Raw genomic sequence first — 26,337 nt, 5'->3', positions numbered from 1 at the left:
AAGAATGACAATGCCAACTCATCAGTGCCCATGGCGGATGCAGGTGCATCACATCCACCAGGAAACGCCGGATGTATGGACGATTTCGTTGCTGTGCCACGACTATTATCCGTACCGCGCCGGGCAGTATGCACTGGTCAGCGTACGTAATTCAGCGGAAACGCTGCGCGCTTACACCATTTCGTCTACGCCGGGGGTAAGCGAGTACATTACGCTGACCGTTCGCCGGATTGACGATGGCGCAGGTTCACAGTGGCTGACCCGCGACGTGAAGCGCGGCGACTATATCTGGCTGTCCGATGCCATGGGTGAATTTACCTGTGAGGATAAAGCGGAAGATAAGTTCCTGATGCTGGCTGCCGGTTGCGGCGTGACGCCAATCATGTCAATGCGTCGCTGGTTGGCAAAGTACCGCCCACAGGCCGATGTGCAGGTGATCTTTAACGTGCGTTCGCCGGAAGATGTGATCTTCGCCGACGAATGGCGTCAGTATCCGGTCACCCTGGTGGCGGAAAACAACGCCACCCACGGTTTTGTCTCCGGTCGTCTGAGCACCGAGTTGCTGAAAAGCGTACCGGACCTGGCCTCACGTACCGTGATGACCTGCGGCCCGGCGCCGTATATGGATCTGGTCGAAAAAGAAGTGAAAGCGCTGGGTGTGACGCGCTTCTTTAAAGAGCAGTTCTTTACCCCGGTGGCTGAAGCTGCAACCAGCGGTCTGAAGTTCACCAAACTGCAGCCAGCGAAAGAGTTTTACGCGCCGGTGGGCAGTACGCTACTGGACGCGCTGGAAAGCAATAAAGTACCGGTCGTTGCCGCATGCCGTGCGGGCGTTTGCGGCTGCTGCAAAACCAAAGTGGTTGACGGTAACTACACGGTCAGCAGCACCATGACGCTGACGGATGCGGAAATAGCCGAAGGCTATGTACTGGCTTGTTCCTGCCATCCGCAGGGCGACCTGGTAGTGGCGTAATTCACCCACTACGGCAAAAAGGCTACCCTGTAAAACGGGTGGCCTTTTTTAATGGGCATGCATAAAGATAAACGGCTGCCGATTGTCACCACGTATTGTTTTTATCATCAATCCATATCCTCGCAAAATCTGGCCAGCACTGCGGATGGCAATGAATCCCCTTCACTGATTCTGGATACCGCAACGTGTACTGCTTTTGATACAGAGGAACGACCAAATGAGGCTTTGTTGAATAAATCGAACTTTTGCTGAGTTGAAGGATCAGAGCTCCATAATCCTGATAATGCAGGCAGTTCCGTGGCAAAGCAGAAGTTCAGAATCACCAACTGGTGCAACTATAACAAGGCCCTGATTAATCGTGGTTCCATCACTTTCTGGCTGGATGATGAGGCGATTCAGGCCTGGTATGAGTCAGCAAAGCCCGCATCGCGCGGACGGCCTCAGCGCTATTCAGACCTTGCTATCACTACCGTTCTGGTCATTAAACGCGTATTCCGGCTGACCCTGCGAGCCGCTCAGGGCTTTATTGATTCCATTTTTTCCCTGATGGGTGTCCCACTGCGTTGCCCGGACTACAGCAGTGCCAGCAAACGGGCAAGGTCGGTGAATGTCAGTTTTAAAGCGTCCACCCGGGGTGAAATCGCGCATCTGGTGATTGATTCCACCGGGCTGAAGGTCTTCGGTGAAGGTGAGTGGAAAGTCAAAAAACACGGCAAAGAACGTCGTCGCATCTGGCGAAAGCTGCATCTTGCTGTAGATGCAAAAACACATGAAATTATTTGTGCGGACCTGTCACTGAACAATGTAACGGACTCAGAGGCATTCCCGGGTCTTATCCGGCAGACTCACAGAAAAATCAGAGCAGCAGCGGCGGACGGTGCTTACGACACCCGGCTCTGTCACGATGAACTGCGACGCAAAAAAATTAGCGCGCTTATTCCTCCCCGCAAATGTGCGGGCTACTGGCCCGTTGAGTACACAGACCGCAACCGTGCTGTTGCGAATCAGCGACTGAGCGGGAGCAATGCACGGTGGAAGTGGACAACAGATTATAACCGTCGCTCGATAGCGGAAACGGCGATGTATCGGATAAAACAGCTGTTGGGTGGTTCACTGACGCTGCGTGATTATGATGGTCAGGTGGCGGAGGCTATGGCCATGGTACGGGCACTGAACAAAATGACGAAGGCAGGCATACCAGAAAGCGTGCGCATTGCCTGAAAACACAACCAGCTACAGGGACACTCGCCCCGAATCTGATTTATTCAACAACGCCTATTTTCTTGCGAAACAATTTATCAATCCGCGACACACCCCGTCAATCTTATAAATATCGATTAAAACAGTTACCGACAGGCTGGCCGGGGTCAACATCAGCGGGCTGTCAATCGCCTGTGATCCGGTCTTTTCCAGCGAAACGATGAGTCTCATCTAAACTTATCACTGGGCACACCGTTCAACTGACAGGTGTGTAAGCAGCGTGGAATGCATATCGCCAAAATCAATTTATTGACCACAATAACTTTTGCAAGGCTACTCAAGCTCCCCGTCCCGTCTGCGAACGATTAACAAGGACCTGTCATGAAAAAAGTGGCCATCGTCGGCGTCGGCCCTACCGGTATATACACTTTCCACGCCCTGGTTGAGCGGGGAGAACCGCTGGCCATCTTGCTCTACGAGCAGGCTGAGCACGCAGGCGTTGGTATGCCCTATAGCGGCGAAAACAGCACGGAATCTATGCTGGCCAACATCGCCAGTATTGAGATCCCGCCCATTTATATTACCTATCTGACATGGTTACAAAACCAGAGCGATGAATACCTGGCGCAATTTAATATCGAACGTATGACGCTGCATGAGCGCCAGTTTTTACCACGCGTGCTCCTTGGCGACTATTATCGCGATCGTCTTTTTGCCATCATCGACAAAGCGCGCTCTTTTGGCTTCGACATCACCCTTAACGAATCCAGTCAAGTCACCGACCTGAGTGCAAATCCACACGGGGTTGCTCTGTGGATCAACCACACGGAACGTCCGGTCGACGTTGATTTTGCCGTCATAGCCACGGGCCATCAGTGGCCTGAGGATGATGACTCTCCTCGCGATTTTTTCCCCAGCCCATGGTCCGGCCTGATGGAAGCCAAAATTGACGCCTGCCGCGTGGGGATTCTGGGCACCTCATTAAGCGCAATTGATGCTGCGGTTGCGGTCGTCAGCCAGCATGGTTTCTTCACCACCGATAGGGACAATGTGCCGCAGTTTATACGTCATCCCGGCAGCCAAAACCTGAAAATCACCCTAATGTCGCGCACCGGAATACTGCCGGAAGCCGATTTTTACTGCCCTCTTCCCTATGAACCCCTCAATATCGCCACCGAAGAGGCGATTGTGCATGTCATAGCATCGGGCACTGATGGGCTATTAGATCGCATCTTTCAGTTGATTGTGAAGCAGTTACAGGACTCAGCCCCAAACTGGAGTCAGCAGATTGGCCTGGAAAATCTCACCGCCGATACCTTTTCCGCCGCCTACTTTGCCGACAGAATACGCCATGACCCATTTGACTGGGCAAAGCTCAATCTGCTGGAAGTCGAACGTAACAAGCAACAGCAGCACACCGTGGCTTGGCGCTACACCCTGCTACGTCTGCATGAGATCATCGAAGAGGTTGTGCCTCATCTGGACGAGCGTGACAAGGAACGCTTCAAGCGTGGGCTGGCGCGCGTGTTTATCGATAACTATGCAGCAATTCCCTCTGAGTCGATCCGTCGTCTGCTGGCCCTGCACGAGGCCGGGCTAATCGCAATACTGGCGCTGGGCGCGGATTATGAACGACAGAACGAAGGCGACACGACGGTTATTTACCACAATAATCAACGCAGCGAATTTGATGTCTTCATCGATGCAAGAGGACAAAAACCGTTAAAGAGCAAAGATATTCCCTTCCCGACACTACGCACTCAACTGCTGGCCTGCGGTGATGATATTCCGGATATCGGTGACGATTACACGCTGCTGGCGCCGGATAACGCCCGTGGACGGATCGCTTTTGGCGGCCTGCCGTGGCTAATGCACGATCGTCCTTTTATTCAGGGGCTGGTGGCCAGCGCCGAGATTGGCGCAGCGATGAGCAACGCGTTAATTCAACACGCGGTGAAACGCAGGAAAAAACGGTGGTTTAGCGACGACAGAGACTAACGCTCTTTTTAGAGAGAGGCGAGTGAGCTCGCCTCTGGGATATATCGTCAAATAGTCACTACTGCCAGGTCGATTTGCTACCCAGCGCAAATTTCCCCGCCCCCAGAAACGCGATCGCGAACCCCGCAACAAAGAAATAGACCAGGCTCTCAATCGCCCATGCCCCGGTTTTATCCAGCGCGGCGGTTTTATCGAGCCCCACCATCAACCAGGCCACGACCATGGTAAAGGCCAACACTAACGCCGCCGGGCGCGTCAGCACGCCAAGAATGAGCAAGATGGGTGCGACCACTTCACCCACCAGCACGCCATAGGCGATAAAGCCCGGCAGACCTTTCGCCACCAGCATGGCGCTAATGCCGTCAACACCGTCAAACAGCTTATGCAGCCCATGAAACAGCATCAGCCCGCCCACGGCCAAACGCAGTAACAGCTTGCCAAAATCATCGCACGACAGCGTGCGGTTCAATGAATTTAATATGGTTGTCATCATTTATATTTTTCCTGTTTTATCCCTGTTGAACACTACGTTACTGCTTCTCATTTACAAAATATACCCGCTGAAAATAAGGGGATTTTCCCAGCGAAACGACAGGATTCATCTAAACTTGTAACCGGTATCACACTTCAGGAGATGGAAAACCAATGAAACAAACCGTAGCCAACTACATTGCTAAAACGCTCGAACAGGCTGGCGTGAAACGAATCTGGGGCGTTACGGGCGATTCGCTCAACGGCCTGAGCGATAGTCTTAACCGTATGGGCACCATTGCGTGGATGCCGACGCGACACGAAGAGGTTGCCGCCTTCGCGGCAGGCGCCGAAGCACAACTAACCGGCGAACTCGCGGTCTGTGCCGGGTCGTGTGGGCCGGGAAACCTGCACCTCATCAACGGCCTTTTTGATTGTCACCGTAATCACGTGCCCGTCCTCGCTATTGCGGCGCATATTCCGTCGAGTGAAATCGGTAGCGGCTACTTTCAGGAGACGCATCCGCAGGAGCTGTTCCGTGAATGCAGCCACTACTGTGAGCTGGTCTCCACCCCCGAGCAGATCCCGCAAGTACTGGCCATTGCGATGCGTAAAGCGGTGCTTAACCGCGGCGTATCGGTGGTGGTACTACCGGGCGACGTGGCGCTGAAGGCCGCGCCGGAAAACGCCAGCAGCCACTGGTATCCGGCCCCGCACCCAATAGTCACGCCGCCGCAGAGCGAACTGGAAAAACTGGCCGACACGCTGAAATCCTCACGCAACATCACCCTGCTGTGCGGCAGCGGCTGCGCCGGGGCACATGACGAGTTGACCGCGTTTGCTGAAAAACTCAAGTCCCCCATCGTCCACGCACTGCGCGGTAAAGAGCACGTCGAGTACGATAACCCTTACGATGTCGGTATGACCGGGCTCATTGGCTTCTCCTCCGGTTTCCACGCCATGATGAACGCCGATACGCTAATTCTGCTGGGCACCCAGTTCCCGTATCGCCCGTTCTACCCCAGCGAAAGCACCATCATTCAGATAGATATCAACCCCGCCAGCATCGGCGCGCACAGTAAAGTCGATATGGCGCTGGTTGGCGATATCAAAGCCACCTTGGCCGCCCTGCTGCCGCTGCTGGAAGAGAAAAGCGATCGCCGTTTTCTCGACAAAGCGCTGGAGCACTATCGCGACGCGCGTAAAGGGCTGGACGATCTGGCCAAACCCAGCGACAAAGTCATTCACCCGCAGTATCTGGCGCAGCAGATTAGCCGCTTTGCCGACGACGACGCCATCTTCACCTGCGATGTGGGCACGCCAACGGTGTGGGCCGCTCGCTACCTACAGATGAACGGTAAGCGCCGTCTGCTCGGTTCTTTCAACCACGGCTCAATGGCCAACGCCATGCCGCAGGCGCTGGGCGCGCAGGCGACAGAACCGGGACGCCAGGTTGTCGCGATGTGCGGCGATGGCGGCTTTAGCATGCTGATGGGCGATTTCCTGTCGGTGGTGCAGATGAAGCTGCCGGTCAAAATCGTGGTCTTTAATAACAGCGTGTTGGGCTTTGTGGCGATGGAGATGAAGGCCGGGGGCTACCTGACCGATGGCACCGAGCTGCACGACACCAACTTCGCGCGCATTGCCGAGGCCTGCGGCATCACCGGCATTCGCGTCGAGAAAGCCGCCGACGTCGATGACGCCTTACAACGTGCCTTCAGCATCGACGGTCCGGTACTGGTCGACGTGGTCGTGGCCAAAGAGGAGCTGGCGATTCCGCCACAGGTTAAACTCGAGCAGGCCAAAGGTTTCAGCCTGTATATGCTGCGCGCCATCATCAGCGGACGTGGCGATGAAGTGATCGAACTGGCGAAAACCAACTGGCTCAGGTAAAAATGGTGGCATTCTTCCGAGTTTAAAAAGGAAATGCCGTGATTGATTTACGCAGTGATACCGTAACCCGCCCGACGCGCGCCATGCTCGAAACGATGATGGCCGCGCCGGTCGGTGATGACGTCTATGGTGACGATCCTACCGTTAACGCCCTTCAGCAGTACGCTGCGGAACTGGCGGGCAAAGAGGCTGCGCTGTTCCTGCCCACTGGCACCCAGGCCAACCTGGTGGCGCTGCTGAGCCACTGCGAACGCGGCGAGGAGTACATCGTTGGCCAGGGCGCGCATAACTATCTGTATGAAGCGGGCGGCGCGGCGGTGCTGGGCAGCATTCAGCCGCAGCCGATTGACGCCGCCAGCGACGGTACGCTGCCGCTGGATAAAGTGGCGGCAAAAATCAAAGCCGACGATATCCACTTCGCGCGCACCAAACTTCTGAGCATTGAAAATACCCACAACGGCAAGGTACTACCGCGCGAATATCTAAAATCGGCGTGGGAATTTACCCGCGAACGCGGTCTGGCGCTCCACGTCGACGGCGCGCGCATCTTCAACGCGCTGGTTAGCTACGGCTGCGAGCTAAAAGATATCGCCCAATACTGCGACTCGTTCACCATCTGTCTGTCCAAAGGGCTGGGCACGCCGGTCGGCTCGCTGCTGGTCGGGAATTATGATTACATCAAACGCGCCAACCGCTGGCGGAAGATGACCGGCGGCGGTATGCGCCAGGCCGGTATTCTGGCGGCGGCCGGGCTGTATGCACTGCAAAACAACGTCGCGCGTCTGCAGGACGATCACGACAACGCCGCCTGGCTTGCCGCTGCGCTGCGTGAGATTGGCGCCGACGTCATGCGTCACGACACCAATATGCTGTTCGTGCGCGTGGGCGAAGAAAATGCTGCCGCGCTGGGTGAGTTTATGCAGGCGCGCGGCGTGCTGATGAACGCCTCGCCCATCGTGCGGCTGGTCACGCATCTGGACGTCAATCGTCAACAGCTCACGGAAGTGGTTGCCCACTGGAAAGCCTTTTTAGCACGATAAGGAGTTCGGCGTGTCACAGACTATTTTGGTTTTTGGGGCCAGCGGCTATATTGGCCAGCATCTGGTCACTGAATTAAGCCTGCGCGGCTATACCGTACGGGCGGTGGCACGTCGCATTGAACGACTCCAGAAGCTACAGCTTGCCGGGGTGACTTGCTATTCCGTTGACCTGGAAAAAAACGGGGATATTGCCCGGCTGTTGAACGGCGTGGATACCGTTTACTACCTCGTTCACGGCATGGGTGAAAGCCAGGATTTTATCCGCCATGAACGTCGGGTGGCGGAAAACGTCCGCGACGCGCTGCGGATTACCCCCGTTAAGCAGGTGATTTTTCTCAGCTCGCTACAAGCGCCAGAGCACCAGCAGTCGCCGCACCTGCGCGCCCGGCAGCTGACCGGCAATATCCTGCGCGACGCGGGCGTGCCGGTCAGCGAGCTGCGCGCCGGGATTATCGTTGGCGCGGGTTCCGCCGCCTTCGAAGTGATGCGCGATATGGTCTACAACCTGCCGGTGCTGACGCCGCCGCGCTGGGTCCGTTCGCGCACCACGCCGATTGCGCTGGAGAATTTGCTGGTTTACCTGGTCGAACTGCTCAACCACCCGTCCGCAGAACACCGCGTGTTTGAAGCCGCCGGGCCGGAAGAGCTGACCTATCAGCAGCAGTTCGAACATTTTATGGCGGTCAGCGGCCGTCATCGCCCGCTCATTCCCATCCCCTTCCCCACGAGCTGGATCTCGGTCTGGTTCCTGAACGTGATCACCTCAGTTCCGCCGACGATCGCCAAGGCGCTGATCCAGGGATTAAAACACGATCTGCTGGCCGACGATCGCGCGCTGCGCACGCTGATCCCGCAAACCTTAATCCCCTTCGATGAAGCGGTACGCCGCACGCTGGAGGAAGAGAAAAAGCTGGCCAACTCCAGCGACTGGGGCTATGACGCGCAGGCCTTCGCCCGCTGGCGTCCGGAGTACGGTTTCTTTGCCAAGCAGGCTGGTTTCACCGTCAGCACCCAGGCAAGCCTGACGGCGCTGTGGGAAGTGGTTAACCAGCTCGGCGGCAAGGAGGGCTATTTCTTTGGCAACGCGCTGTGGAAAACCCGCGCGGCGATGGATCTATTGGTCGGGCACAGGCTCGCCAAAGGCCGCCCCGCGCACCCGCTGCTCCAGCCCGGCGACATGGTCGACAGCTGGAAGGTGATTATCGTTGAACCCGAAAAAGCGCTGACGCTGCTGTTTGGCATGAAAGCGCCGGGGCTGGGGCGTCTTAGCTTTACGCTGGTCGATAAAGGCACCCATCGCGAACTTGACGTGCGCGCCTGGTGGCATCCGCACGGTATGCCAGGATTAATCTACTGGCTGCTGATGATTCCAGCACATCTGTTCATCTTTCGCGGAATGGCGCGGCGTATTGCCCGCCTGGCAGAAGAAGTCACAGGAAAAAGTGCGCAATAACCCTTTTTCGTCTTAGTTTCCCATTGCATACAAGTGAAATAAACGGAAGAATGCGCACGAAACTCTTTTTTAACACTGTGGATGATTATGAAGGTACTGGTCACCGGCGCCACGAGCGGATTAGGCAGAAACGCAGTTGAGTATCTGCGCCGCAAGGGCATTAGCGTCAGAGCGAGCGGTCGCAATGAAGCGATGGGCAAACTGCTGGAAAAAATGGGTGCCGAGTTCGTCCATGCCGACCTGACCGAACTGGTCTCCTCTCAGGCCAAAGTGATGCTGGCCGGCGTTGACACGCTGTGGCACTGTTCCAGCTTTACTTCACCGTGGGGCACCCAGGCCGCCTTCGACCTCGCCAACGTCCGTGCCACCCGCCGCCTCGGCGAATGGGCCGTCGCCTGGGGGGTGCGCAACTTTATCCATATTTCTTCGCCGTCACTCTACTTTGACTATCACCACCATCGGGATATCAAAGAAGATTTCCGCCCGCACCGTTTTGCCAACGAGTTCGCCCGCAGTAAAGCCGCCAGCGAAGAGGTGATCCAGCTGCTGGCGCAGGCCAACCCGAACACGCGCTTTACTATTCTGCGCCCACAGAGCGTGTTTGGCCCGCACGATAAGGTGTTTATCCCGCGCCTCGCGCAGATGATGCACCATTACGGCAGCGTGCTGCTGCCGCGCGGCGGCCACGCGATGGTTGACATGACCTACTACGAAAACGCCGCCCACGCTATGTGGCTCGCCAGCCAACCGCGCTGTGACGGCCAGCCTTCCGGCCGTGCTTACAACATCACCAACGGCGAGCCGCGCACGCTGCGAAGCATCGTTGAGCGGCTAATCGACGAGCTGGACATTGCTTGCCGCATTCGTTCCGTGCCTTATCCGATGCTGGATATGATTGCGCGCAGCATGGAACGCTTTGGCGATAAAAAAGCCAAAGAGCCGTCGCTGACCCACTACGGTGTGTCGAAGCTGAACTTCGACTTTACCCTGGATATCAGCCGCGCCCGCGAAGAGCTGGGCTACGAGCCGATTGTGTCGCTGGACGACGGCATCGTGCGTACCGCCGCCTGGCTGGAAGATCACGGCAAGCTGCATCGCTAGGGCTTAGCCCTGGCCATATTTCTCCAGCAACGCCTCGGCAATCGCCAGACTCTCCATATCCGCGACGCCGTCATAGCGCGTCGGGCGGAAGTGCATCTGGAAGGCCGCAATCACCCGCATCTGCTGGAGCCGCGTCATATTCGGTTTGACCTCATAGCCATAGCGCGCCAGCAAATCCAGCAGGGTATACGAGGCAATCGGCGCATTCGGCGAGCGACCGTTCAGATAGAAGGCCACGCGGCTGGCATCCGGCCACGCGCCGATCCCCTGTTGCGCCAGCGACTGCCATGGGAATAACGGACCGGGATCGTCCTTACGCTGCGGCGCGATATCCGAATGCGCGACCACGTTTTGCGGTTCGATGCTGTAGCGTTTGATAATGTCCTTCGCCAACGGCACCAGCGCCTGGATTTGCGCCGGTTCAAACGGCGTGAAGAACTTCGTCCCCTCCGACTTCTGCCAGCCACGGTTTTCCAGCTCAATACCGATAGAGGTATCGTTAATACGGGTTGCCCCGCGCCAGAAACTCGCGCCCGCATGCCACGCCAGCTCGGACTCCGGCACCAGCTGCCAGATTCGCGGTTTGCCGCGTACCAACGGCGGTACCGCAGGAATCAGGTAATGGACGCTGACATCCTTGCCGGTCAGCGCAGTGAGCGAGACGTCAAAATCGTCCGCCGTGTAGTGGATGACCAGCATTTTAATGCGCGGATACGCCGCCGGGGCCGAACGGCTGGTATCGAGTACATAGTCAGGTTTCTCGATAACCGCTTTTTTCTCTTCTTTACTCGCACACCCCGCCAGCAGCACCGCCAGCATCACGATCGTCAGAAAACGTTTCATCTGCGCGTTTTGACCGCCGTACCGCTCACGCTGACCATCAGCATACTGCTGTCTTTACCCACGGTTTCATAATCAATATCAATGCCCACAACCGCATCGGCACCCAGCGCCGCGGCTTGCTCGCCCAGCTCTTTAAAAGCAATTTCGCGCGCTTTGCGCAGCTCTTTTTCGTATGCCCCCGAGCGACCGCCGACGATGTCGCGGATACCGGCGAAGAAATCGCGAAAAATGTTGGCGCCTAAAATCGCCTCTCCGGTGACCACGCCGCAGTATTCGACGATCGTTTGCCCTTCAAGGGTGGGGGTAGTTGAAAATTGCATGGACAGCTCCTTCGTTAACGTTCAATGCCTTAGCTCTCAGCGCTAAACGCATTATCGGACCGATACGCTATGCTTGAAAAGGGATTACTTCATTATCGTATACGTAAATCGCGCCCGCTGCATGGCGGCGGTTGATACGCCCGTCGACGGCGTAGAAGCGACTAATGTTGAGACAGCTAACAAGGAATCACTATGCGTTACACCAACCTTGCACTTATTCTTCCCGCCGCGCTGCTGCTGAGCGCCTGCACCACCGTAACACCAGCCTACAAAGATACCGGCACGCGCGTCGGGCAATGTGTAGAAGGCGGTCCGGATACCGTGGCACAAAAATTTTACGACGACCAGATCCAGCGCCGGACCAGCGATATTAACGCCCTGCGCCCTTACCTCAGCGACGGCCTGGCCAAACTGCTGAACGAGAGCAGCCAGGATGCCAGCAAACGCTCGCTGATGCAGTCCGGCCTGTTCTCCAGCAGCGCCACGGCGCCTGATTCGGCAAGCGTGGCTAGCGCCTCGACTATCCCGAATACCGATGCCCGCAATATCCCGCTGCGCGTCGATTTAAAACAGGGAACCCAGAGCTGGAAAGATGAAGTGCTGATGATTCGGGAAGGTCAGTGCTGGGCGGTGGACGATGTGCGCTACCTTGGCAACAACAGCCATGCGCCAGCCGGTACGTTGCGTCAATCTCTCGAGAAACGTTAATAAAGTGTAAACAAATCCTGCTAAATCGCTTATCCCGGCAAAATGTCTGGCATTCCTCCAGGAATGCCGACATTTATACCCCTCGCCCACCCCGACCGTTATTTTGTGCTAACTTTAAAAGAAAAGTTGGTTTATATTTAAGTTTTAACGCACAAATATTGCATAACTATTCTGTCAAAGGTACTATTTGCGGCCTCAATTGCTGATAATTCCTCTATGGCTGATGCCTTCAGCGGGGAAATAGAAGAGCGGCAGCAGAGTAAGCACCTGGCGTTTCCAGGGCGAGAACAACTCTTTCGTGACGGGTATCAATGAGCATTAAATTAGACGGCATTAACTGCTTTTATGGCGCGCATCAGGCGCTGTTCGACATCACGCTACAGTGCCCGGAGGGCGAAACGCTGGTACTGCTTGGCCCCAGCGGCGCAGGTAAAAGCTCACTGCTGCGCGTGCTGAATCTGCTGGAGATGCCGAAATCCGGTACCCTGGCGATTGCGGGTAACCATTTCGATTTTGCTAAAACCCCGTCAGATAAGGCGATTCGCGAACTGCGTCAAAACGTAGGGATGGTCTTCCAACAGTACAACCTGTGGCCGCACCTGACGGTAGTACAGAACCTGATTGAAGCGCCGTGCCGCGTGCTCGGCTTAAGCAAAGACAGCGCGATGGCCCGCGCCGAAAAACTGCTCGAGCGTTTACGCCTCAAGCCGTTCAGCGACCGTTACCCCCTGCACCTCTCCGGCGGCCAGCAGCAGCGCGTGGCGATTGCCCGTGCGCTGATGATGGAGCCGCAGGTGCTGCTGTTTGATGAACCGACCGCTGCGCTCGACCCGGAGATTACCGCCCAGATCGTCAGCATCATTCATGAACTGGCGGAAACCAACATTACCCAGGTGATCGTCACCCACGAAGTGGAAGTGGCGCGTAAAACGGCCAGCCGCGTGGTGTACATGGAAAACGGTTATATCGTCGAACAAGGCGATGCAAGCTGCTTTAACAGCCCACAGACTGATGCATTTAGAAGTTATCTTTCTCACTGAGATTCAGGACAATGACGATGAAAAAAGTACTGATTGCCGCGCTGCTTGCTAGCGTTAGCCTCTCCGCTGGTGCTGCTCAAACCATCCGTTTCGCTACCGAAGCTTCTTATCCTCCGTTTGAGTCGATGGACGCCAACAACCAGATCGTCGGCTTCGACGTGGATCTGGCGAATGCTCTGTGTAAAGAGATCGACGCGACCTGTACCTTCAGCAATCAGTCTTTCGACAGCCTGATCCCAAGCCTGAAGTTCCGCCGCATCGACGCGGTCATGGCCGGTATGGATATCACGCCGGAACGTGAAAAGCAGGTGCTGTTCACCACCCCGTATTACGACAATTCCGCGCTGTTCGTGGGCGTAAAAGGTAAATTTACCGGTGTCGACCAGCTGAAAGGCAAAAAAGTGGGCGTGCAGAACGGCACCACCCACCAGAAATTCATCATGGATAAACATCCGGAAATCACCACCGTGCCTTACGACAGCTACCAGAACGCAAAACTGGATCTGCAAAACGGTCGTATTGATGCCGTCTTCGGCGACACTGCGGTGGTCACCGAATGGCTGAAAGCGAACGACAAGCTGGCCGCCGTTGGCGACAAAGTCACCGATAAAGGCTACTTCGGTACCGGTCTGGGCATTGCCGTGCGTCAGGGCAACACCGAGCTGCAGCAGAAATTCAACGCTGCGCTGGAAAAAGTGAAGAAAGATGGCACTTACCAAACCATCTACGCGAAATGGTTCCAGAAGTAAGACTTGATGAACGAAATGTTTCCTTTAGCGAGCGCCGCCGGCATGACCGTCGGCCTTGCCATTTGTGCACTGATTATCGGGCTCGCGCTGGCGATGTTCTTTGCGGTATGGGAGTCGGTAAAATGGCGCCCGATCGCATGGATCGGCTCCGCGCTGGTCACAGTGCTACGCGGCCTGCCGGAAATTCTGGTGGTGCTGTTTATCTACTTCGGCTCTTCACAGCTGCTGCTGACGCTGTCCGATGGGTTTAGCATCAACCTCGGTTTCGTGCAGATTCCGGTGCAGATGCAGATTGAAAACTTTGACGTTAGCCCGTTCCTGTGCGGCGTGATTGCCCTCTCCCTGCTCTACGCCGCCTACGCCTCGCAAACGCTGCGCGGCGCGCTGAAAGCGGTGCCGGTAGGCCAGTGGGAGTCCGGCCAGGCGCTGGGGCTGTCAAAAAGCGCCATCTTCTTCCGCCTGGTGATGCCGCAGATGTGGCGTCACGCATTGCCGGGGCTGGGTAACCAGTGGCTGGTGCTGCTGAAGGATACCGCACTGGTCTCGCTGATTAGCGTGAACGACCTGATGCTGCAAACCAAAAGCATTGCCACCCGTACCCAGGAGCCGTTTACCTGGTACATCGTGGCGGCAGCCATTTACCTGGTGATTACCCTGCTCAGCCAGTACATTCTCAAACGCATTGACCTGCGTACCACTCGCTTTGAACGGAGACCAGGCTGATGCTGGAGTATTTACCGGAACTGATGAAAGGGCTGCACACCAGCCTGACGCTGACCGTCGCCTCTATCGTGGTGGCGCTGGTACTGGCGTTGATTTTCACCATCATTCTGACGCTGAAGACGCCGGTGCTGGTGTGGGGGGTTCGCGGCTACATTACGCTGTTTACCGGCACGCCGCTGCTGGTACAGATCTTCCTGATCTACTACGGCCCCGGCCAGTTCCCGACGCTGCAGAACTACCCGGTGCTGTGGCATTTGCTCTCGGAACCGTGGCTATGTGCGCTGATTGCTCTGTCGCTGAACAGCGCCGCCTATACCACGCAGCTGTTCTTCGGGGCGATTCGCGCCATCCCGGAAGGCCAGTGGCAGTCGTGTAATGCGCTGGGAATGAGTAAGAAAGATACGCTGGCGATTCTGCTGCCTTACGCCTTTAAACGCGCGCTCTCCTCCTACTCCAACGAAGTGGTACTGGTGTTCAAGAGTACCTCTCTGGCCTACACCATTACGCTGATGGAAGTGATGGGCCACGGGCAGCTGCTTTATGGCCGCACCTACGATGTGATGGTATTTGGTGCCGCCGGGCTGGTCTACCTCGTCGTCAATGGCCTGCTGACGCTGTTGATGCGCCTGATTGAGCGTAAAGCGCTGGCCTTCGAGCGTCGCAACTGATTTTTGCATAATCATTAAAACCGAAAACGGATAAGCCTCTGGTCTATCCGTTTTTTTTTCACATCAAATAAAATATTTACTCAAATATATTGCATATAAATTCATGCGGTGGCATTGTAGCTCCATGCCACACGCAGGGCAGCATTCTATAAGCGAGACAGACAGGAGCTCATCCATGAAAAAATTAGTATTGGCCGCCTTACTGGCCACCGTAACCTTCGGCGCTCAGGCCGCAGAAAAAATCAGCTTCGGCGTTTCCGCGACCTACCCGCCGTTTGAATCCATGGATGCCAACAACCAGATTGTCGGCTTCGATATCGATCTCGCCAACGCGCTGTGTAAGCAGATGCAGGCCGAATGTACCTTCACTAACCATGCGTTCGACAGCCTGATTCCGGCGCTGAAGTTCAAGAAATATGACGCGGTGATTTCCGGTATGGACATTACGCCGGAACGTAGCAAGCAGGTGGCCTTTACCGACGCCTACTACGCTAACTCCGCGCTGGTCATTGCCAAAAAAGGTGAGTTCAAAAGCTTTGACGATCTGAAAGGCAAACGTATCGGTATGGAAAACGGCACCACCCACCAGAAATACCTGATGGACAAGCATCCGGAAGTCAAAACCGTGGCCTATGACAGCTACCAGAACGCGATTATCGACCTGAAAAATGGCCGTATCGACGGCGTGTTTGGCGACACCGCGGTGGTCAACGAGTGGCTGAAAACCAACCCGCAGCTGGGTGCCGCCACCGAGAAAGTAACCGACCCGCAGTACTTCGGTATTGGTCTCGGCATTGCGGTACGTCCGGATAACAAAGCGCTGCTGGAAAAACTGAACGGCGCGTTGAAAGCGATTAAAGCCGACGGTACCTACCAGAAAATTAACGATAAGTGGTTTGCTGAGTAAGCCATCTTTATCCCGGTAAGCGCCCTGCTTACCGGGTTCATTACTCTACAGCGGCACGAAAAAGCGAAAACAGGCGCCCGCCGCCGCGTCGACCAGACGAATACTGCCGCCGTGCAGCTCCAGCATCCTGCGAACGATCAGCAATCCCAACCCACCGCGGTTTTCACGCGCACTCTGCGGGCTTAACGCGGAAGGACGCTGGAAGAGCTGTTCCCGCAAAGCCGCCTCGACGCCCGGCCCGCTGTCCGCCACCTCGACCTGCAGGCGTTCATTTTCCTGCCACACGCGCAGCATCACCGTGCCACCCGGCGGCGTATGACGCACGGCGTTATCCAGCAGATTCGTGACGACTCGTTCAATCATCGAAACGTCGGCATTCAGTAACGGCAGCGCACGCGGGATCTCAACCTTCAGCGTAAGTCGGCGCGTCTCAATCGCCAGATCGAATTTTTGCGCCACATCCTGAAGCAGCTCACCGATGGCAAAAGGTTCCCGCTGCGGCTTGATGCCGCCGTGCTCCAGTTTTGCCAGCTCAAACAATTGCTGTGACAGATGGCGTACCTTTTGCCCCTGGCGCAGCGCAATCGCCAGATACTGACGATTATCCTCCGGCGTCAGGGTATCGGCCTTCAGCGAAAGCGTCTCCAGATACCCCAACAGCGAAGTCAGCGGCGTGCGCAGGTCGTGGGAGATATTGGCGATAAACTCGCGGCGCTGCCGATCGCTGTCGGAAAGCTGGTCCCACTGACCGGCAATTTTGCGCGCCAGCTCGATAAAGGTGTTGCGCAGAATCGCCACCTCGTTCGAGGAATCCCCCTCCAGCGGTTGCTGAGCGAGTTGCCGGATAGCGCTGATACTGTCCCGGTCCAGCCCCTCAACATCTGCGGTAAGCTGGCGTACCGGGCGGGTAACCCAGTACCAGATCATCAACCCCGCCAGCAGACCAAACAGCGCCACCAGCAGCAGCGACCAAACCACGGTGCTCCACAGCGTTTTCTGCCAGGCGCTCTCCGCCAACGCGTTGAAATTCTCCCCTTCGAGGACGATATAAAGATAGCCTTGCAGATTGCCGTTCTGCATCACCGGCGCTGCGCTGAATACCTTGCGTTTATTCAGATTGCGCGGGTCGTCGCCGTATACCGGCCAGGAGGCGCCGCTCAGGAAGGTTTTGACCGGTTCAATGTCGAGCTGCTGGCGCTTGATGTGTCCGGGCGGCGCCGCGTCGGCGATAATCGTGCCTTCGGGCGACAGAAGATAAAGCTCGACGCTGGGATTGAAGGTCATCAGCCGATCGAACAGCATTTTCAGGGTCTGACGATTCACCTCGCCGTGCGCTTCCAGCAGCGGCTCGCGGTTGACGATTTGCTGCGCCAGCCCGGAGGAGAGACGCTGCACCATCGCATTGCCGTACTGGTTGCTGTTATACAGCTGTATGCTGCAAGCGGCGATCGCGCACAGCAGCAGGATGGCGGTGAAGACCAGCGTCAGACGCTGGCTCAGGCTCAGCCGTCGATTCATGGCGCAGGCTCCGGTTTGTCAGTGGCGAACTTATAGCCTTTTCCCCAGACGGTGAGGATAATCTCCGGCTCGGCCGGGTCCTTCTCTATTTTGATTCGCAGGCGATTGATATGGGTGTTGACGGTGTGTTCATAGCCTTCGTGCTGATAGCCCCAGACGTTTTCCAACAGCGACAGGCGCGAGAAGACCTCGCCAGGATGGCGCGCAAACCAGTACAACAGGTCGAATTCACGCGGCGTAAGCTCGATAGACTCCCCATGCAGCCGCACCTCGCGGGAGAGCGGATCGATAGTCAGGCCATGGCTGGCAATCGCCCCGCTTTCCAGACGGATGCTTTGCCCCATCGCCTCCTGACGACGAAACAGCGCTTTAACACGGGCAATCAGCTCCAGCACCGAAAACGGTTTGGGCAGGTAGTCGTCGGCCCCCGTCTCCAGCCCCAGCACGCGGTGCGTTTCGCTGGTGCGGGCGCTGATAATAATCACCGGTAAATAGCGCGTCATCTGCCGAATACGGCGGCAGATCTCCAGCCCGTCAACGCCGGGCAGCATTAAGTCAAGAATCACCGCGTCCCATACGCTCTGCTCAAGCTGATGCAGCGCACGCGTGCCGTCGGCCTCATGCACAATCTGATAGCCTTCATCCTGCAGATTCAGGCGCAGCAGGGTTGCGATATCCTGGTCATCTTCCACCAGTAAGATTTTTTTTGCGTTATTCATGACGCTCCACCGACGCTTTTTTTCAAGCTTAACTCAGGCGGGCGTCACGAGTTATCACATTTTATTTAAACTTCCGGGCGGGACGGCTTAACGCTTAACCAGCAGCGTCAACACCTCATAATGCGCGGTATGCGGGAACATATCGAACAGCTGTACTTTTTCGATCCGGTATCCCGGTAGGTGGGCAATGTCTTTTGCCATGGTCTGCGCGTTGCAGCTGGAGTAAATAATATACTGCGGCGCCATCTCGCTGAGATAGTCGCATAACGCTTTACCAATGCCCCGGCGCGGCGGGTTGACCAGCACCAGTTGCGGAATATCCGCCTGGGCGGTGGCAAATTGCGTGGAGTCCAGCGCCTGGAAATGCAGCTTGTCCAACCCCAACTCTGCCGCCGACTGCTTCGCACAGGCAATGGCTTCCGGGGCAATCTCAATACCGGTCAGGGTCATCTCCGGCGTCGCGCAGTGCAGGCCAAAGCCGCCCACGCCGCAGAACAGATCCCACATGTGATTCACCGGCAGCGCCCGTACCCAGTCGCGCGCCGTGGCGTATAACGCGCTGGCCACCGTTGGGTTGGTCTGGAAAAAGCTTTGTGGACGAATCCACAGCGGCACGCCGTTAAAACGCTCCGCCAGCGCCTGCTGTTCGGTAAAGAAAATCTCCTGCTCGCCTTCCATAATCGCCATATGCACCGGCTGGATGTTCGCGGTGATCACCTTCAACTGCGGCAGTTGCGCCTGCAGCCACGGCAGCGCGGCGCGCAGCTGTGCCAGCTTGTTTTCTGACCGCAGTACGAAGCGTAGCATCATCCCGCCGTCGCGCTGGCTTTTGGTCAACAGTAAATATTTCAGTTCACCGCGCTTGCGCGCCACGTTATACGGCGTCAAGCCCGCGCGAGCAATAAACGGCTTAAGCGCGGCGAACACCGGCGCGAACGACGGCGGATAGAGGGGACAATCGGTTAAATCTTCCGGCGTGCCGTCGCGATGCAGCATGCCGAGGAGCGGGCGTTCTACGCTGCCGCTGACCACCATTTTGGCTTTATTGCGAAAACCCTGCTCCGGCCCGCAAACGGGTGCGCACCAGTCGGCGACGGTAAAACCCGCCAGCAGCGTCTGGAGATCGGCCATTTTGGCGGCAAGCTGTTCGGCGATGGGCCGCTCAATCCACTGACAGGAACGACAGCGGTCGGCATCATAAAGTGCGCACTGCATAGAAAAACCTTGAGACTAATGGGGCGTGGATTGTATCACCGTTATTGTAAGCGGAAAAATCGCCGGGAAGCGGCGGGCACGAAAAGCAGGCATAAAACCAGCAGATCCGGCATTTTTTGCATCACCAACGAGCGGAAGATCTCGCGCTTCGATTCACCGGCAATGCTGAACAGCTCCGGGTAGCCATAGCCCAGCGAGGCCGCCCACAGGTAGCTGGCGGCAATCACCTGCGTTAGCAGATAGACCCAGCGCGCCCAGTTGCGCCCTTTGACCAGCGAAAAGGCGCAGGCAATCTCGATAAACACCAGCACCAGGCTGGAGAGAAAGACCAGCGTCAGCGACCAGGTCTGGACGCTGCGATGAATAAATTCGCCTATCCCGCTCAGCCCCAACAGGTTGAACACCATCAACAGGTCGAGACAGCGGATTAAAATAATGGCGAGCGCCGCCACCTGCACTAAAGCAGGAACATTCAGACGGGCATGCGACCGACGGCTTCGAGTAAACAGTTCCAATGTATCGCCTTCCATGAAAACGATGCCGCGAAAATTCGCGGCATCGACTGCATATCCGTATCGATTTTAAGTGGATTATCCGCGTCTTGCACGCTGGATATCACGCACCCGCTGTTTTTCCGCGCGCGCCATCAAATACCAGGCGATAAATCCGACAATTCCGACCACGCCAAGGATCAGCGACGCCAGGGCGTTAATCTCCGGATTCACCCCCATACGCACGCTGGAGAAGACCAGCATTGGCAAGGTCGTCGCCCCCGGGCCGGAGACGAAGCTGGCAATCACCAGATCGTCCAACGACAACGTAAAGGCCAGCAGCCAGCCAGAAACGACAGCCGGCATAATCATCGGCAGCGTAATCACGAAAAACACCTTCAGCGGCGTGGCGCCAAGATCCATCGCCGCCTCCTCAATGGAGCGATCCAGCTCGCGCAGTCGCGAGGAGATCACCACTGCCACGTAGGCGGTACAGAAGGTCACGTGCGCCAGCCAGATGGTCAGCATACCGCGATCCGCCGGCCAGCCGATGGCGTGCGCCAGGGCGACGAACAGCAGCAGCAGCGACAGCCCGGTGATGACGTCCGGCATTACCAGCGGCGCGGTGATCATAAAGGCAAAACCGTTGGCACCGCGGAAGCGGCCAAAACGCACCATCACCATTGCGGCAATGGTGCCGAGAACCGCCGCCGCCGTGGCCGCCGCGGCGGCAATGGTCAGACTCAGCCCGACCGCGCTCATCATCGCATCGTCACGGAACAGCTCGCCGTACCAGCGCGTCGACCAGCCTGCCCACACGGTGACCAGCTTCGAGCTGTTAAATGAATAGATCACCAACATCAGCATCGGCGCATACAGGAAGGTGAAGCCAAGCACCAGAATCAGGATCCGCCACGGTGAGCGGACGACCGGTAGATTGTTCATCCGTGGTCCCCCATCTGTTTTTGCTGATATTTATGGAACCACATGATCGGCACGATCAACAGCAGCAGCATGACGATCGCCACCGCCGAGGCCACCGGCCAGTCGCGGTTGTTAAAGAACTCCTGCCACAGTACGCGGCCAATCATGATGCTGTCCGGGCCGCCGAGCAGCTCCGGGATCACAAACTCCCCTACCGCCGGGATAAACACCAGCATCGAGCCGGCAATAATCCCCCCCTTGGTGAGCGGCACAATCACGCTGAAGAAGGTTTTCAGCGGACGCGCGCCGAGATCCAGCGAGGCTTCAACTAACGAATAGTCGATGCGGGTCAGCGCAGTGTAAATAGGCAACACCATAAACGGCAGATAGGCGTAAACAATGCCGATGTAGACCGCGAGATTGGTGTGCAGAATAGTCAGGGGCTGATCGATTACCCCCAGCCACATCAGGAAATTATTCAACACGCCGTTGTTTTTCAGGATCCCCATCCACGCGTACACGCGGATCAGGAACGAGGTCCACGACGGCAGAATCACCAGCAGCAGCAGAATGTTTCGCGTTGACGGCTTGCTGTGCGCTACCGCCCACGCCAGCGGGTAGCCGAGCAGCAGGCAGCAGATCGTTGAAATGGCGGCAACCTGCAACGACTGAAGATACGCTTCAAAATAGAGCGGATCGTCGGTCAATTGCAGGAAATTGCCGAAGTTCAGCGCGATCGTCAGCTGGCCGTCGGCCCACTCCATCAGGTCGGTATACGGCGGGATCGCCCGCGCCATTTCCGCCAGACTGATTTTAAAAACAATCAGGAACGGCAACAGGAACAGCAGAATCAGCCAGACATACGGCAGCGCAATGACCAGCTTGCGCCCGTGCTTCATATTGACCCGCGCCAGCCACAGGGCGAAGCCGCCCGGTTTATGCGGGCGGGCCGGTGGTTCGTACGTACTCATCGCCCCTCCTTAAACCGTCAACACCACACAGCTATCGGCTTCCCAGCACAGACGAACTTCATCGCCCCAGGTGGGTAACCCTTTCTGGTAGCGGTGAGCATTCTGCAGCTGTGCGCTGATCATCTGGCCGCTTTTCAGACGGACGTGATAAATGGAGAGATCGCCAAGGTAGGCAATATGCTCAACTTCCCCCACGGCGAAGTTGTAGCCATCCGCCGGAGGATCTTCACAGAGCATAATTTTTTCCGGGCGTAAGGCCACGTACACCGGCACGTTATCGACCACCGAGGCGTCCGCATCCACCTTCAACGGATGAACCAGCCCCGGAGACTCAATCACCAGCCCGTCTTCGTCGCGCGCTTTCAGCAGCCCTTCGAAAACGTTGACCGAGCCGATAAACTCGGCGCTATAGCGGGTGGTCGGGTGTTCGTAAATTTCTTCCGGTTCGCCAATCTGTACGAACTTACCGCGGTTCATAATGGCAATGCGGCCCGCCATGGTCATGGCTTCTTCCTGGTCGTGGGTGACCATCACGCAGGTCGCGCCAACGCGCTCAAGAATATCAACCACTTCCAGCTGCATCCGGTCGCGCAGCTTTTTATCCAGCGCGCCCATCGGTTCATCGAGCAGCAACAGTTTCGGACGTTTGGCGAGGCTTCGCGCCAGCGCCACACGCTGACGCTGGCCGCCGGAAAGCTGGTGCGGCTTACGCTTCGCGAACTCCTGCATGTGCACCAGCGCCAGCATCTCGGCGACGCGGGCGGTGATTTCAGCCTTCGGCAGCTTGTCCTGCTTGAGACCAAAGGCAATATTTTGCTCAACGGTCATGTGCGGGAATAAGGCGTAGGACTGGAACATCATGTTAATCGGACGCAGATACGGCGGAACCTGCGCCAGATCGACGCCATCCAGCATGATTTGCCCGGCGGTCGGCTGTTCAAAACCCGCCAGCATACGCAGCAGCGTCGATTTCCCGCAGCCGGAAGCGCCCAGCAGCGCAAAAATTTCGCCTTTATAGATAGTGAGATTAACGTCATCCACGGCGTGCTGGCCGTCGAAGGATTTAGTCAGATTACGGATTTCCAGCAGCGGGGTGAGCGCTTTGCGGGTTTTCGCCTGTGGGCGGGGAATAGCGTCGTTCAATCTGGTGCTCTCCGGCAAAAAACGAATATCGATATGACCCGGTTGTCATATCAACCTCTGGACACCCGCCGCGTGGTGGGTGTCCAGATTGGGGCAGTTGCACTGCCCCGGTGCATAACGTCATTATTTCCCGCTTTTCACTTTGGTCCATGCGCGCGTTCTGACGCGGTCGATTTTGGGATCCTGGACTTTCAGCGTAAACAGCTTGGCGAAAACATCGGCTGGCGGGTAAATCGCCGGGTTGTCGCGAATTTCCGCGCTCACCAGCGGCGTTGAAGCCTTGTTGCCGTTGGCGTAGAACACGTGGTCGCTGATGTGCGCAATCACGTCCGGACGCATCAGGTAATCGAGGAATTGGTAGGCTTCGTCTTTGTTTTTCGCATCGGCAGGCATTGCGAAGACATCAAAGAACGCCAGCGCGCCCTCTTTCGGAATGAAGTAGGAGACGTTCACGCCGTTCTTCGCTTCTTTCGCACGGTTAGCCGCCTGCCACACGTCGCCCGCCCAGCCAATGGCCACGCAGATATCGCCGTTGGCCAGATCGTTAATGTACTGAGAGGAGTGGAAGTAGCGAATATTCGGACGCAGCTTCAGCAGCAGCTCGGTTGCCGGGCCGGTGTAATCATCCGCCTTGCTGCTGTTCGGATCTTTGCCCAGGTAGTTCAGCACGGTGGCAAAAATCTCTTCTGGCGCATCGAGGAAGGAGACGCCGCAGCTCTTCAGCTTCTCAAGGTTTTCCGGCTTCATCACCAGATCCCAACTGTTCAGCGGCGCGTCTTTGCCCAGAACGGCTTTAACCTTATCAACGTTATAGCCAATACCGGTGGTCGCCCACAGGTAAGGCATGGCGTATTTATTCTCCGGGTCGTGCTTAGCGACCAGCTTCAGGACTTCCGGGTCGAGATTTTTCCAGTTTGGCAGCTTGCTCTTATCGAGCGGCTGGAACACGCCCGCGGTGAGCTGGCGCTCCAGGAAGCTTGCCGACGGCACCACCAGGTCAAAACCGGTGCTCCCCGCCATTAGTTTCCCTTCCAGCACTTCGTTAGAGTCGAATACGTCGTACACGACTTTAATCCCGGTCTCTTTCTCGAAGTTCGCCACGGTATCCGGCGCGATATAGTCGGACCAGTTATAGACATGCAGCGTTTTTTGTTCTGCAGCGAGCACGCTTGCCGAGGCAGCCATCAGCGCACCCGTCACCAGACCTGTTAACCATTTTTTATTTAAGGCGGCCATATCTCTTATCCTTCTCGTCGCCCGTTAACAAACGGACTAAATATACGCAATTTAGAGTATGCAGAAATCATGCATATTTTTTCGTACTGCATGAAAGAGAAGAGACCGGGCTCCCCTGCAGTCATTGCTCGCGCTATCGATGCAAAATTCTCGCCAACAATGAGAATTGCCAGCAATAATTAGGGGGTGCAGCGATATGTCGCAAGAATAACTGTAGCCCGAGCCGGAGGCTATAGGTCAGCGTAAAAAACGCCTTTTATCAATTTTTTATGCAAGATCACTCTATCTGATAAGCCAAAAGCGCCAATCAGGTAGTGAAAGAATCTTTAAAATAAGGTTAAAAGCAGAATAAAAGCATGTAATACGCAGCCACCATGGCAGTGACTGCGCTATTTAGCGGGGAGGATTAGTGAAGAAAATGGTATTGAACATCTTCCGGCGGCTGCTCTTCCTCTTCCTGCTTATACAGCAGCTGCTGGGCGGACGCCTCGAGGATCACCATCGAGACCTGCTCTTCGCTTTGCTGCACGAAAGCCGCAAACTGTTCAAAGCTGACCCCAACCGCAGCGGATAAAGACTGGCAAACCACCAGCTTTGGCAGATTATCATCCTGCATATCGAGAAACGCTTTCACCGTCAGCGAGCTGGCGTTAATCGCAGACAGGTCGGCCCCCACCGCCAGCAGCGCAGACGGCTTGACCTCGGCCAGCGCCGAGAAGAGCACGACGTTATCAATGAGGTCAATTTTGGCATCGAAGACGCCATCAAAATTTTGCATATGCGGCAGGTGCAGCGCCTGACAGGTGTCGCACTCAAAAAAGCTCATGCCTATTTCGTCGAGCCACTGACGTAACGTATCCAGACTCGGGACGACGAGAGAATCCATATTGCCTATGACCTCATGCGGTAAAGTAACATTTCATAAAACACAAACGACCGGGACAGCGCCCGGCCTGAGAACCAGATTGCCATATAGCTTACGCAAAAAAAGCGTCACATACCATGAAAGCCGCACTAGCCACCGATTTTCAGGCAAAATCCAGGGTGTGCCTGTTGCTCGATCCAGGCGATCATTTTTCCGGCAATATCGATACCGGTCGTGGTTTCCACCCCTTCCAGCCCCGGCGAGGCGTTCACTTCCATCACCAGCGGGCCGCGCGCCGCGCGCAGGATATCCACACCGGCTACATCAAGGCCCAGAGTTTGAGCTGCCTTAATCGCAATCTCACGCTCGGCGTGAGTGATATCGGCCACCGTGGCGACACCACCGCGATGCAGGTTGGAGCGAAAATCGCCCTCCTTCGCCCGGCGCTCAATCGCCGCCACCACCTGATCGCCCACCACCAGGCAGCGTATATCGCGCCCTTTGGCCTCTTTGATATATTCCTGCACCAGAATATGCGCGTTCAGCCCGCGAAAGGCGTCAATCACGCTCTCCGCCGCCTGTCGGGTTTCGGCCAGCACCACGCCGATTCCCTGCGTCCCTTCCACCAGCTTGACCACCAGCGGCGCGCCGCCGACCATGTCGATAAGATCGCTGGTATCGTCCGGCGAATGGGCAATGCCGGTCACCGGAAGGTCGATACCCTGGCGCGCCAGCAGCTGGAGCGAACGCAGCTTGTCACGGGCACGCGTAATCGCCACTGATTCGTTGAGCGGGTAGCTGCCCAGCATTTCAAACTGACGCAGCGCCGCCATGCCGTAGTAGGTGATAGCCGAGCCGATACGCGGGATCACCGCGTCATAATGCGGCAGCTGGCGCCCTTTATAATGAATGGACGACGCTGACGGATTGATATTCATGTAGCACGAAAGCGGGTCGAGTATTTCGACGATATGGCCACGGCGAAGGGCGGCCTCGCGCAGACGTTTGCACGAGTAGAGCGTTCCATCCCGGGATAAAATGGCGATTTTCACCCTTTACCTCTCCAAAAAGACCGTAAAAAAAGCCGACGTAGCATACCGCTTTCCCCTGGCCGAATGTATGCGCCCTGACAAAGATTCAGCCCGATAGCGTTGCGCTTATCGGGCCT

At 56.5% G+C, this 26,337-nt stretch carries 26 protein-coding genes; 13 read left to right on the top strand and 13 right to left on the bottom strand.

The annotated features are described in order from the left end of the window. Nucleotides 1–4: 4 nt before the first annotated feature. The 3 genes from hcr to M989_RS21400 all read left to right on the top strand — a co-directional run bounded on the left by hcr (nucleotide 5) and on the right by M989_RS21400 (nucleotide 4,171). Nucleotides 5–973 (top strand): NADH oxidoreductase, encoded by a 969-nt coding sequence (gene hcr, locus M989_RS21410; RefSeq protein ID WP_064548701.1) that lies wholly within the window; start codon nucleotides 5–7, stop codon nucleotides 971–973. A gap of 297 nt (nucleotides 974–1,270) precedes the next feature. Then, nucleotides 1,271–2,194, top strand: coding sequence for an IS5 family transposase (locus M989_RS21405; RefSeq protein ID WP_064548699.1), 924 nt, complete (start codon nucleotides 1,271–1,273; stop codon nucleotides 2,192–2,194). Nucleotides 2,195–2,554: 360 nt separating this feature from the next. Further along, entirely contained in the window at nucleotides 2,555–4,171 is a 1,617-nt protein-coding gene (locus tag M989_RS21400) for an FAD-NAD(P)-binding protein (RefSeq protein WP_064548696.1), read from the top strand. 58 nt (nucleotides 4,172–4,229) lie between these two features. Here M989_RS21400 and M989_RS21395 read toward each other — a convergent pair whose 3' ends face one another. Further along, complete coding sequence (locus tag M989_RS21395) at nucleotides 4,230–4,664, bottom strand: DoxX family protein (RefSeq protein WP_064548694.1); 435 nt, start codon at nucleotides 4,662–4,664, stop codon at nucleotides 4,230–4,232. Nucleotides 4,665–4,816: 152 nt separating this feature from the next. Here M989_RS21395 and poxB point away from each other — a divergent pair, with 152 nt between their 5' ends. From poxB to M989_RS21375, 4 genes are all read left to right on the top strand, one after another. Continuing rightward, nucleotides 4,817–6,535, top strand: a complete 1,719-nt coding sequence (gene poxB, locus M989_RS21390; RefSeq protein WP_064548692.1) for a ubiquinone-dependent pyruvate dehydrogenase — start codon at nucleotides 4,817–4,819, stop codon at nucleotides 6,533–6,535. Nucleotides 6,536–6,573: 38 nt separating this feature from the next. Beyond that, the gene (gene ltaE / locus M989_RS21385) at nucleotides 6,574–7,575 is read left to right on the top strand and encodes a low-specificity L-threonine aldolase (protein WP_064548690.1); all 1,002 of its coding nucleotides are present in this window, start codon (nucleotides 6,574–6,576) and stop codon (nucleotides 7,573–7,575) included. A gap of 10 nt (nucleotides 7,576–7,585) precedes the next feature. Next, entirely contained in the window at nucleotides 7,586–9,028 is a 1,443-nt protein-coding gene (locus M989_RS21380; RefSeq protein WP_064548687.1) for a DUF2867 domain-containing protein, read from the top strand. Nucleotides 9,029–9,115: 87 nt separating this feature from the next. Next, a complete protein-coding gene (locus M989_RS21375) occupies nucleotides 9,116–10,129 on the top strand; it encodes an NAD-dependent epimerase/dehydratase family protein (protein WP_064548737.1) in 1,014 nt (337 codons plus the stop codon). Nucleotides 10,130–10,132: 3 nt separating this feature from the next. On the opposite strand, the gene M989_RS21370 is transcribed toward M989_RS21375, so the two are convergent. Both M989_RS21370 and M989_RS21365 read right to left on the bottom strand, forming a co-directional pair. After that, entirely contained in the window at nucleotides 10,133–10,972 is an 840-nt protein-coding gene (locus M989_RS21370) for an N-acetylmuramoyl-L-alanine amidase (protein ID WP_064548685.1), read from the bottom strand. Then, complete coding sequence (locus M989_RS21365) at nucleotides 10,969–11,292, bottom strand: heavy metal-binding domain-containing protein (RefSeq protein ID WP_064548683.1); 324 nt, start codon at nucleotides 11,290–11,292, stop codon at nucleotides 10,969–10,971. Before M989_RS21365 ends, M989_RS21370 begins: the two co-directional genes overlap by 4 nt. A 192-nt stretch (nucleotides 11,293–11,484) precedes the next feature. Here M989_RS21365 and M989_RS21360 point away from each other — a divergent pair, with 192 nt between their 5' ends. The 6 genes from M989_RS21360 to artJ all read left to right on the top strand — a co-directional run bounded on the left by M989_RS21360 (nucleotide 11,485) and on the right by artJ (nucleotide 16,087). Continuing rightward, entirely contained in the window at nucleotides 11,485–12,000 is a 516-nt protein-coding gene (locus M989_RS21360) for a lipoprotein (RefSeq protein WP_064548681.1), read from the top strand. Nucleotides 12,001–12,311: 311 nt separating this feature from the next. Then, a complete protein-coding gene (gene artP, locus M989_RS21355; protein WP_064548678.1) occupies nucleotides 12,312–13,040 on the top strand; it encodes an arginine ABC transporter ATP-binding protein ArtP in 729 nt (242 codons plus the stop codon). Between the two features lie 17 nt (nucleotides 13,041–13,057). Further along, nucleotides 13,058–13,789, top strand: coding sequence for an arginine ABC transporter substrate-binding protein ArtI (artI, locus tag M989_RS21350; RefSeq protein ID WP_064548676.1), 732 nt, complete (start codon nucleotides 13,058–13,060; stop codon nucleotides 13,787–13,789). A gap of 6 nt (nucleotides 13,790–13,795) precedes the next feature. Continuing rightward, complete coding sequence (gene artQ, locus M989_RS21345) at nucleotides 13,796–14,512, top strand: arginine ABC transporter permease ArtQ (protein ID WP_064548674.1); 717 nt, start codon at nucleotides 13,796–13,798, stop codon at nucleotides 14,510–14,512. Then, nucleotides 14,512–15,180, top strand: coding sequence for an arginine ABC transporter permease ArtM (artM, locus tag M989_RS21340; protein WP_064548672.1), 669 nt, complete (start codon nucleotides 14,512–14,514; stop codon nucleotides 15,178–15,180). Before artQ ends, artM begins: the two co-directional genes overlap by 1 nt. Before the next feature lie 175 nt (nucleotides 15,181–15,355). Further along, entirely contained in the window at nucleotides 15,356–16,087 is a 732-nt protein-coding gene (gene artJ / locus M989_RS21335; RefSeq protein WP_064548670.1) for an arginine ABC transporter substrate-binding protein ArtJ, read from the top strand. A gap of 45 nt (nucleotides 16,088–16,132) precedes the next feature. On the opposite strand, the gene M989_RS21330 is transcribed toward artJ, so the two are convergent. From M989_RS21330 to rimK, 10 genes are all read right to left on the bottom strand, one after another. Beyond that, nucleotides 16,133–17,605 (bottom strand): sensor histidine kinase, encoded by a 1,473-nt coding sequence (locus M989_RS21330; RefSeq protein WP_064548668.1) that lies wholly within the window; start codon nucleotides 17,603–17,605, stop codon nucleotides 16,133–16,135. Then, entirely contained in the window at nucleotides 17,602–18,324 is a 723-nt protein-coding gene (locus tag M989_RS21325; RefSeq protein WP_064548666.1) for a response regulator transcription factor, read from the bottom strand. The genes M989_RS21330 and M989_RS21325 overlap by 4 nt, the downstream gene beginning before the upstream one ends. Before the next feature lie 87 nt (nucleotides 18,325–18,411). Then, a complete protein-coding gene (rlmC, locus tag M989_RS21320) occupies nucleotides 18,412–19,539 on the bottom strand; it encodes a 23S rRNA (uracil(747)-C(5))-methyltransferase RlmC (RefSeq protein WP_064548664.1) in 1,128 nt (375 codons plus the stop codon). A 41-nt stretch (nucleotides 19,540–19,580) separates the two neighbouring features. Further along, nucleotides 19,581–20,069 (bottom strand): YbjO family protein, encoded by a 489-nt coding sequence (locus M989_RS21315; protein ID WP_064548662.1) that lies wholly within the window; start codon nucleotides 20,067–20,069, stop codon nucleotides 19,581–19,583. 60 nt (nucleotides 20,070–20,129) lie between these two features. Next, nucleotides 20,130–20,975 carry a putrescine ABC transporter permease PotI gene (potI, locus tag M989_RS21310; RefSeq protein WP_064548659.1) on the bottom strand — a complete coding sequence of 282 codons (846 nt, stop codon included), beginning with the start codon at nucleotides 20,973–20,975 and terminating at the stop codon, nucleotides 20,130–20,132. Continuing rightward, on the bottom strand, nucleotides 20,972–21,925 hold the full coding sequence (gene potH, locus M989_RS21305; protein ID WP_064548656.1) for a putrescine ABC transporter permease PotH: 954 nt from the start codon (nucleotides 21,923–21,925) through the stop codon (nucleotides 20,972–20,974). The genes potI and potH overlap by 4 nt, the downstream gene beginning before the upstream one ends. 9 nt (nucleotides 21,926–21,934) lie before the next feature. Then, on the bottom strand, nucleotides 21,935–23,068 hold the full coding sequence (gene potG, locus M989_RS21300; protein ID WP_064548653.1) for a putrescine ABC transporter ATP-binding subunit PotG: 1,134 nt from the start codon (nucleotides 23,066–23,068) through the stop codon (nucleotides 21,935–21,937). Nucleotides 23,069–23,191: 123 nt separating this feature from the next. Then, entirely contained in the window at nucleotides 23,192–24,304 is a 1,113-nt protein-coding gene (potF, locus tag M989_RS21295; RefSeq protein ID WP_064548652.1) for a spermidine/putrescine ABC transporter substrate-binding protein PotF, read from the bottom strand. A gap of 406 nt (nucleotides 24,305–24,710) precedes the next feature. Then, the gene (locus M989_RS21290; protein WP_064548650.1) at nucleotides 24,711–25,190 is read right to left on the bottom strand and encodes a type III secretion system chaperone family protein; all 480 of its coding nucleotides are present in this window, start codon (nucleotides 25,188–25,190) and stop codon (nucleotides 24,711–24,713) included. Between the two features lie 128 nt (nucleotides 25,191–25,318). Beyond that, complete coding sequence (rimK, locus tag M989_RS21285; RefSeq protein ID WP_064548648.1) at nucleotides 25,319–26,221, bottom strand: 30S ribosomal protein S6--L-glutamate ligase; 903 nt, start codon at nucleotides 26,219–26,221, stop codon at nucleotides 25,319–25,321. Nucleotides 26,222–26,337 lie beyond the last annotated feature (116 nt).

Origin of the sequence: Kluyvera georgiana ATCC 51603 (assembly GCF_001654985.1) — a bacterium.
GTDB classification, from domain to species: Bacteria; Pseudomonadota; Gammaproteobacteria; order Enterobacterales; family Enterobacteriaceae; genus Kluyvera; species Kluyvera georgiana.
The sequence above is the reverse complement of the archived record's forward strand: the minus strand, read 5'-3'. Positions and strand labels throughout refer to the sequence as shown.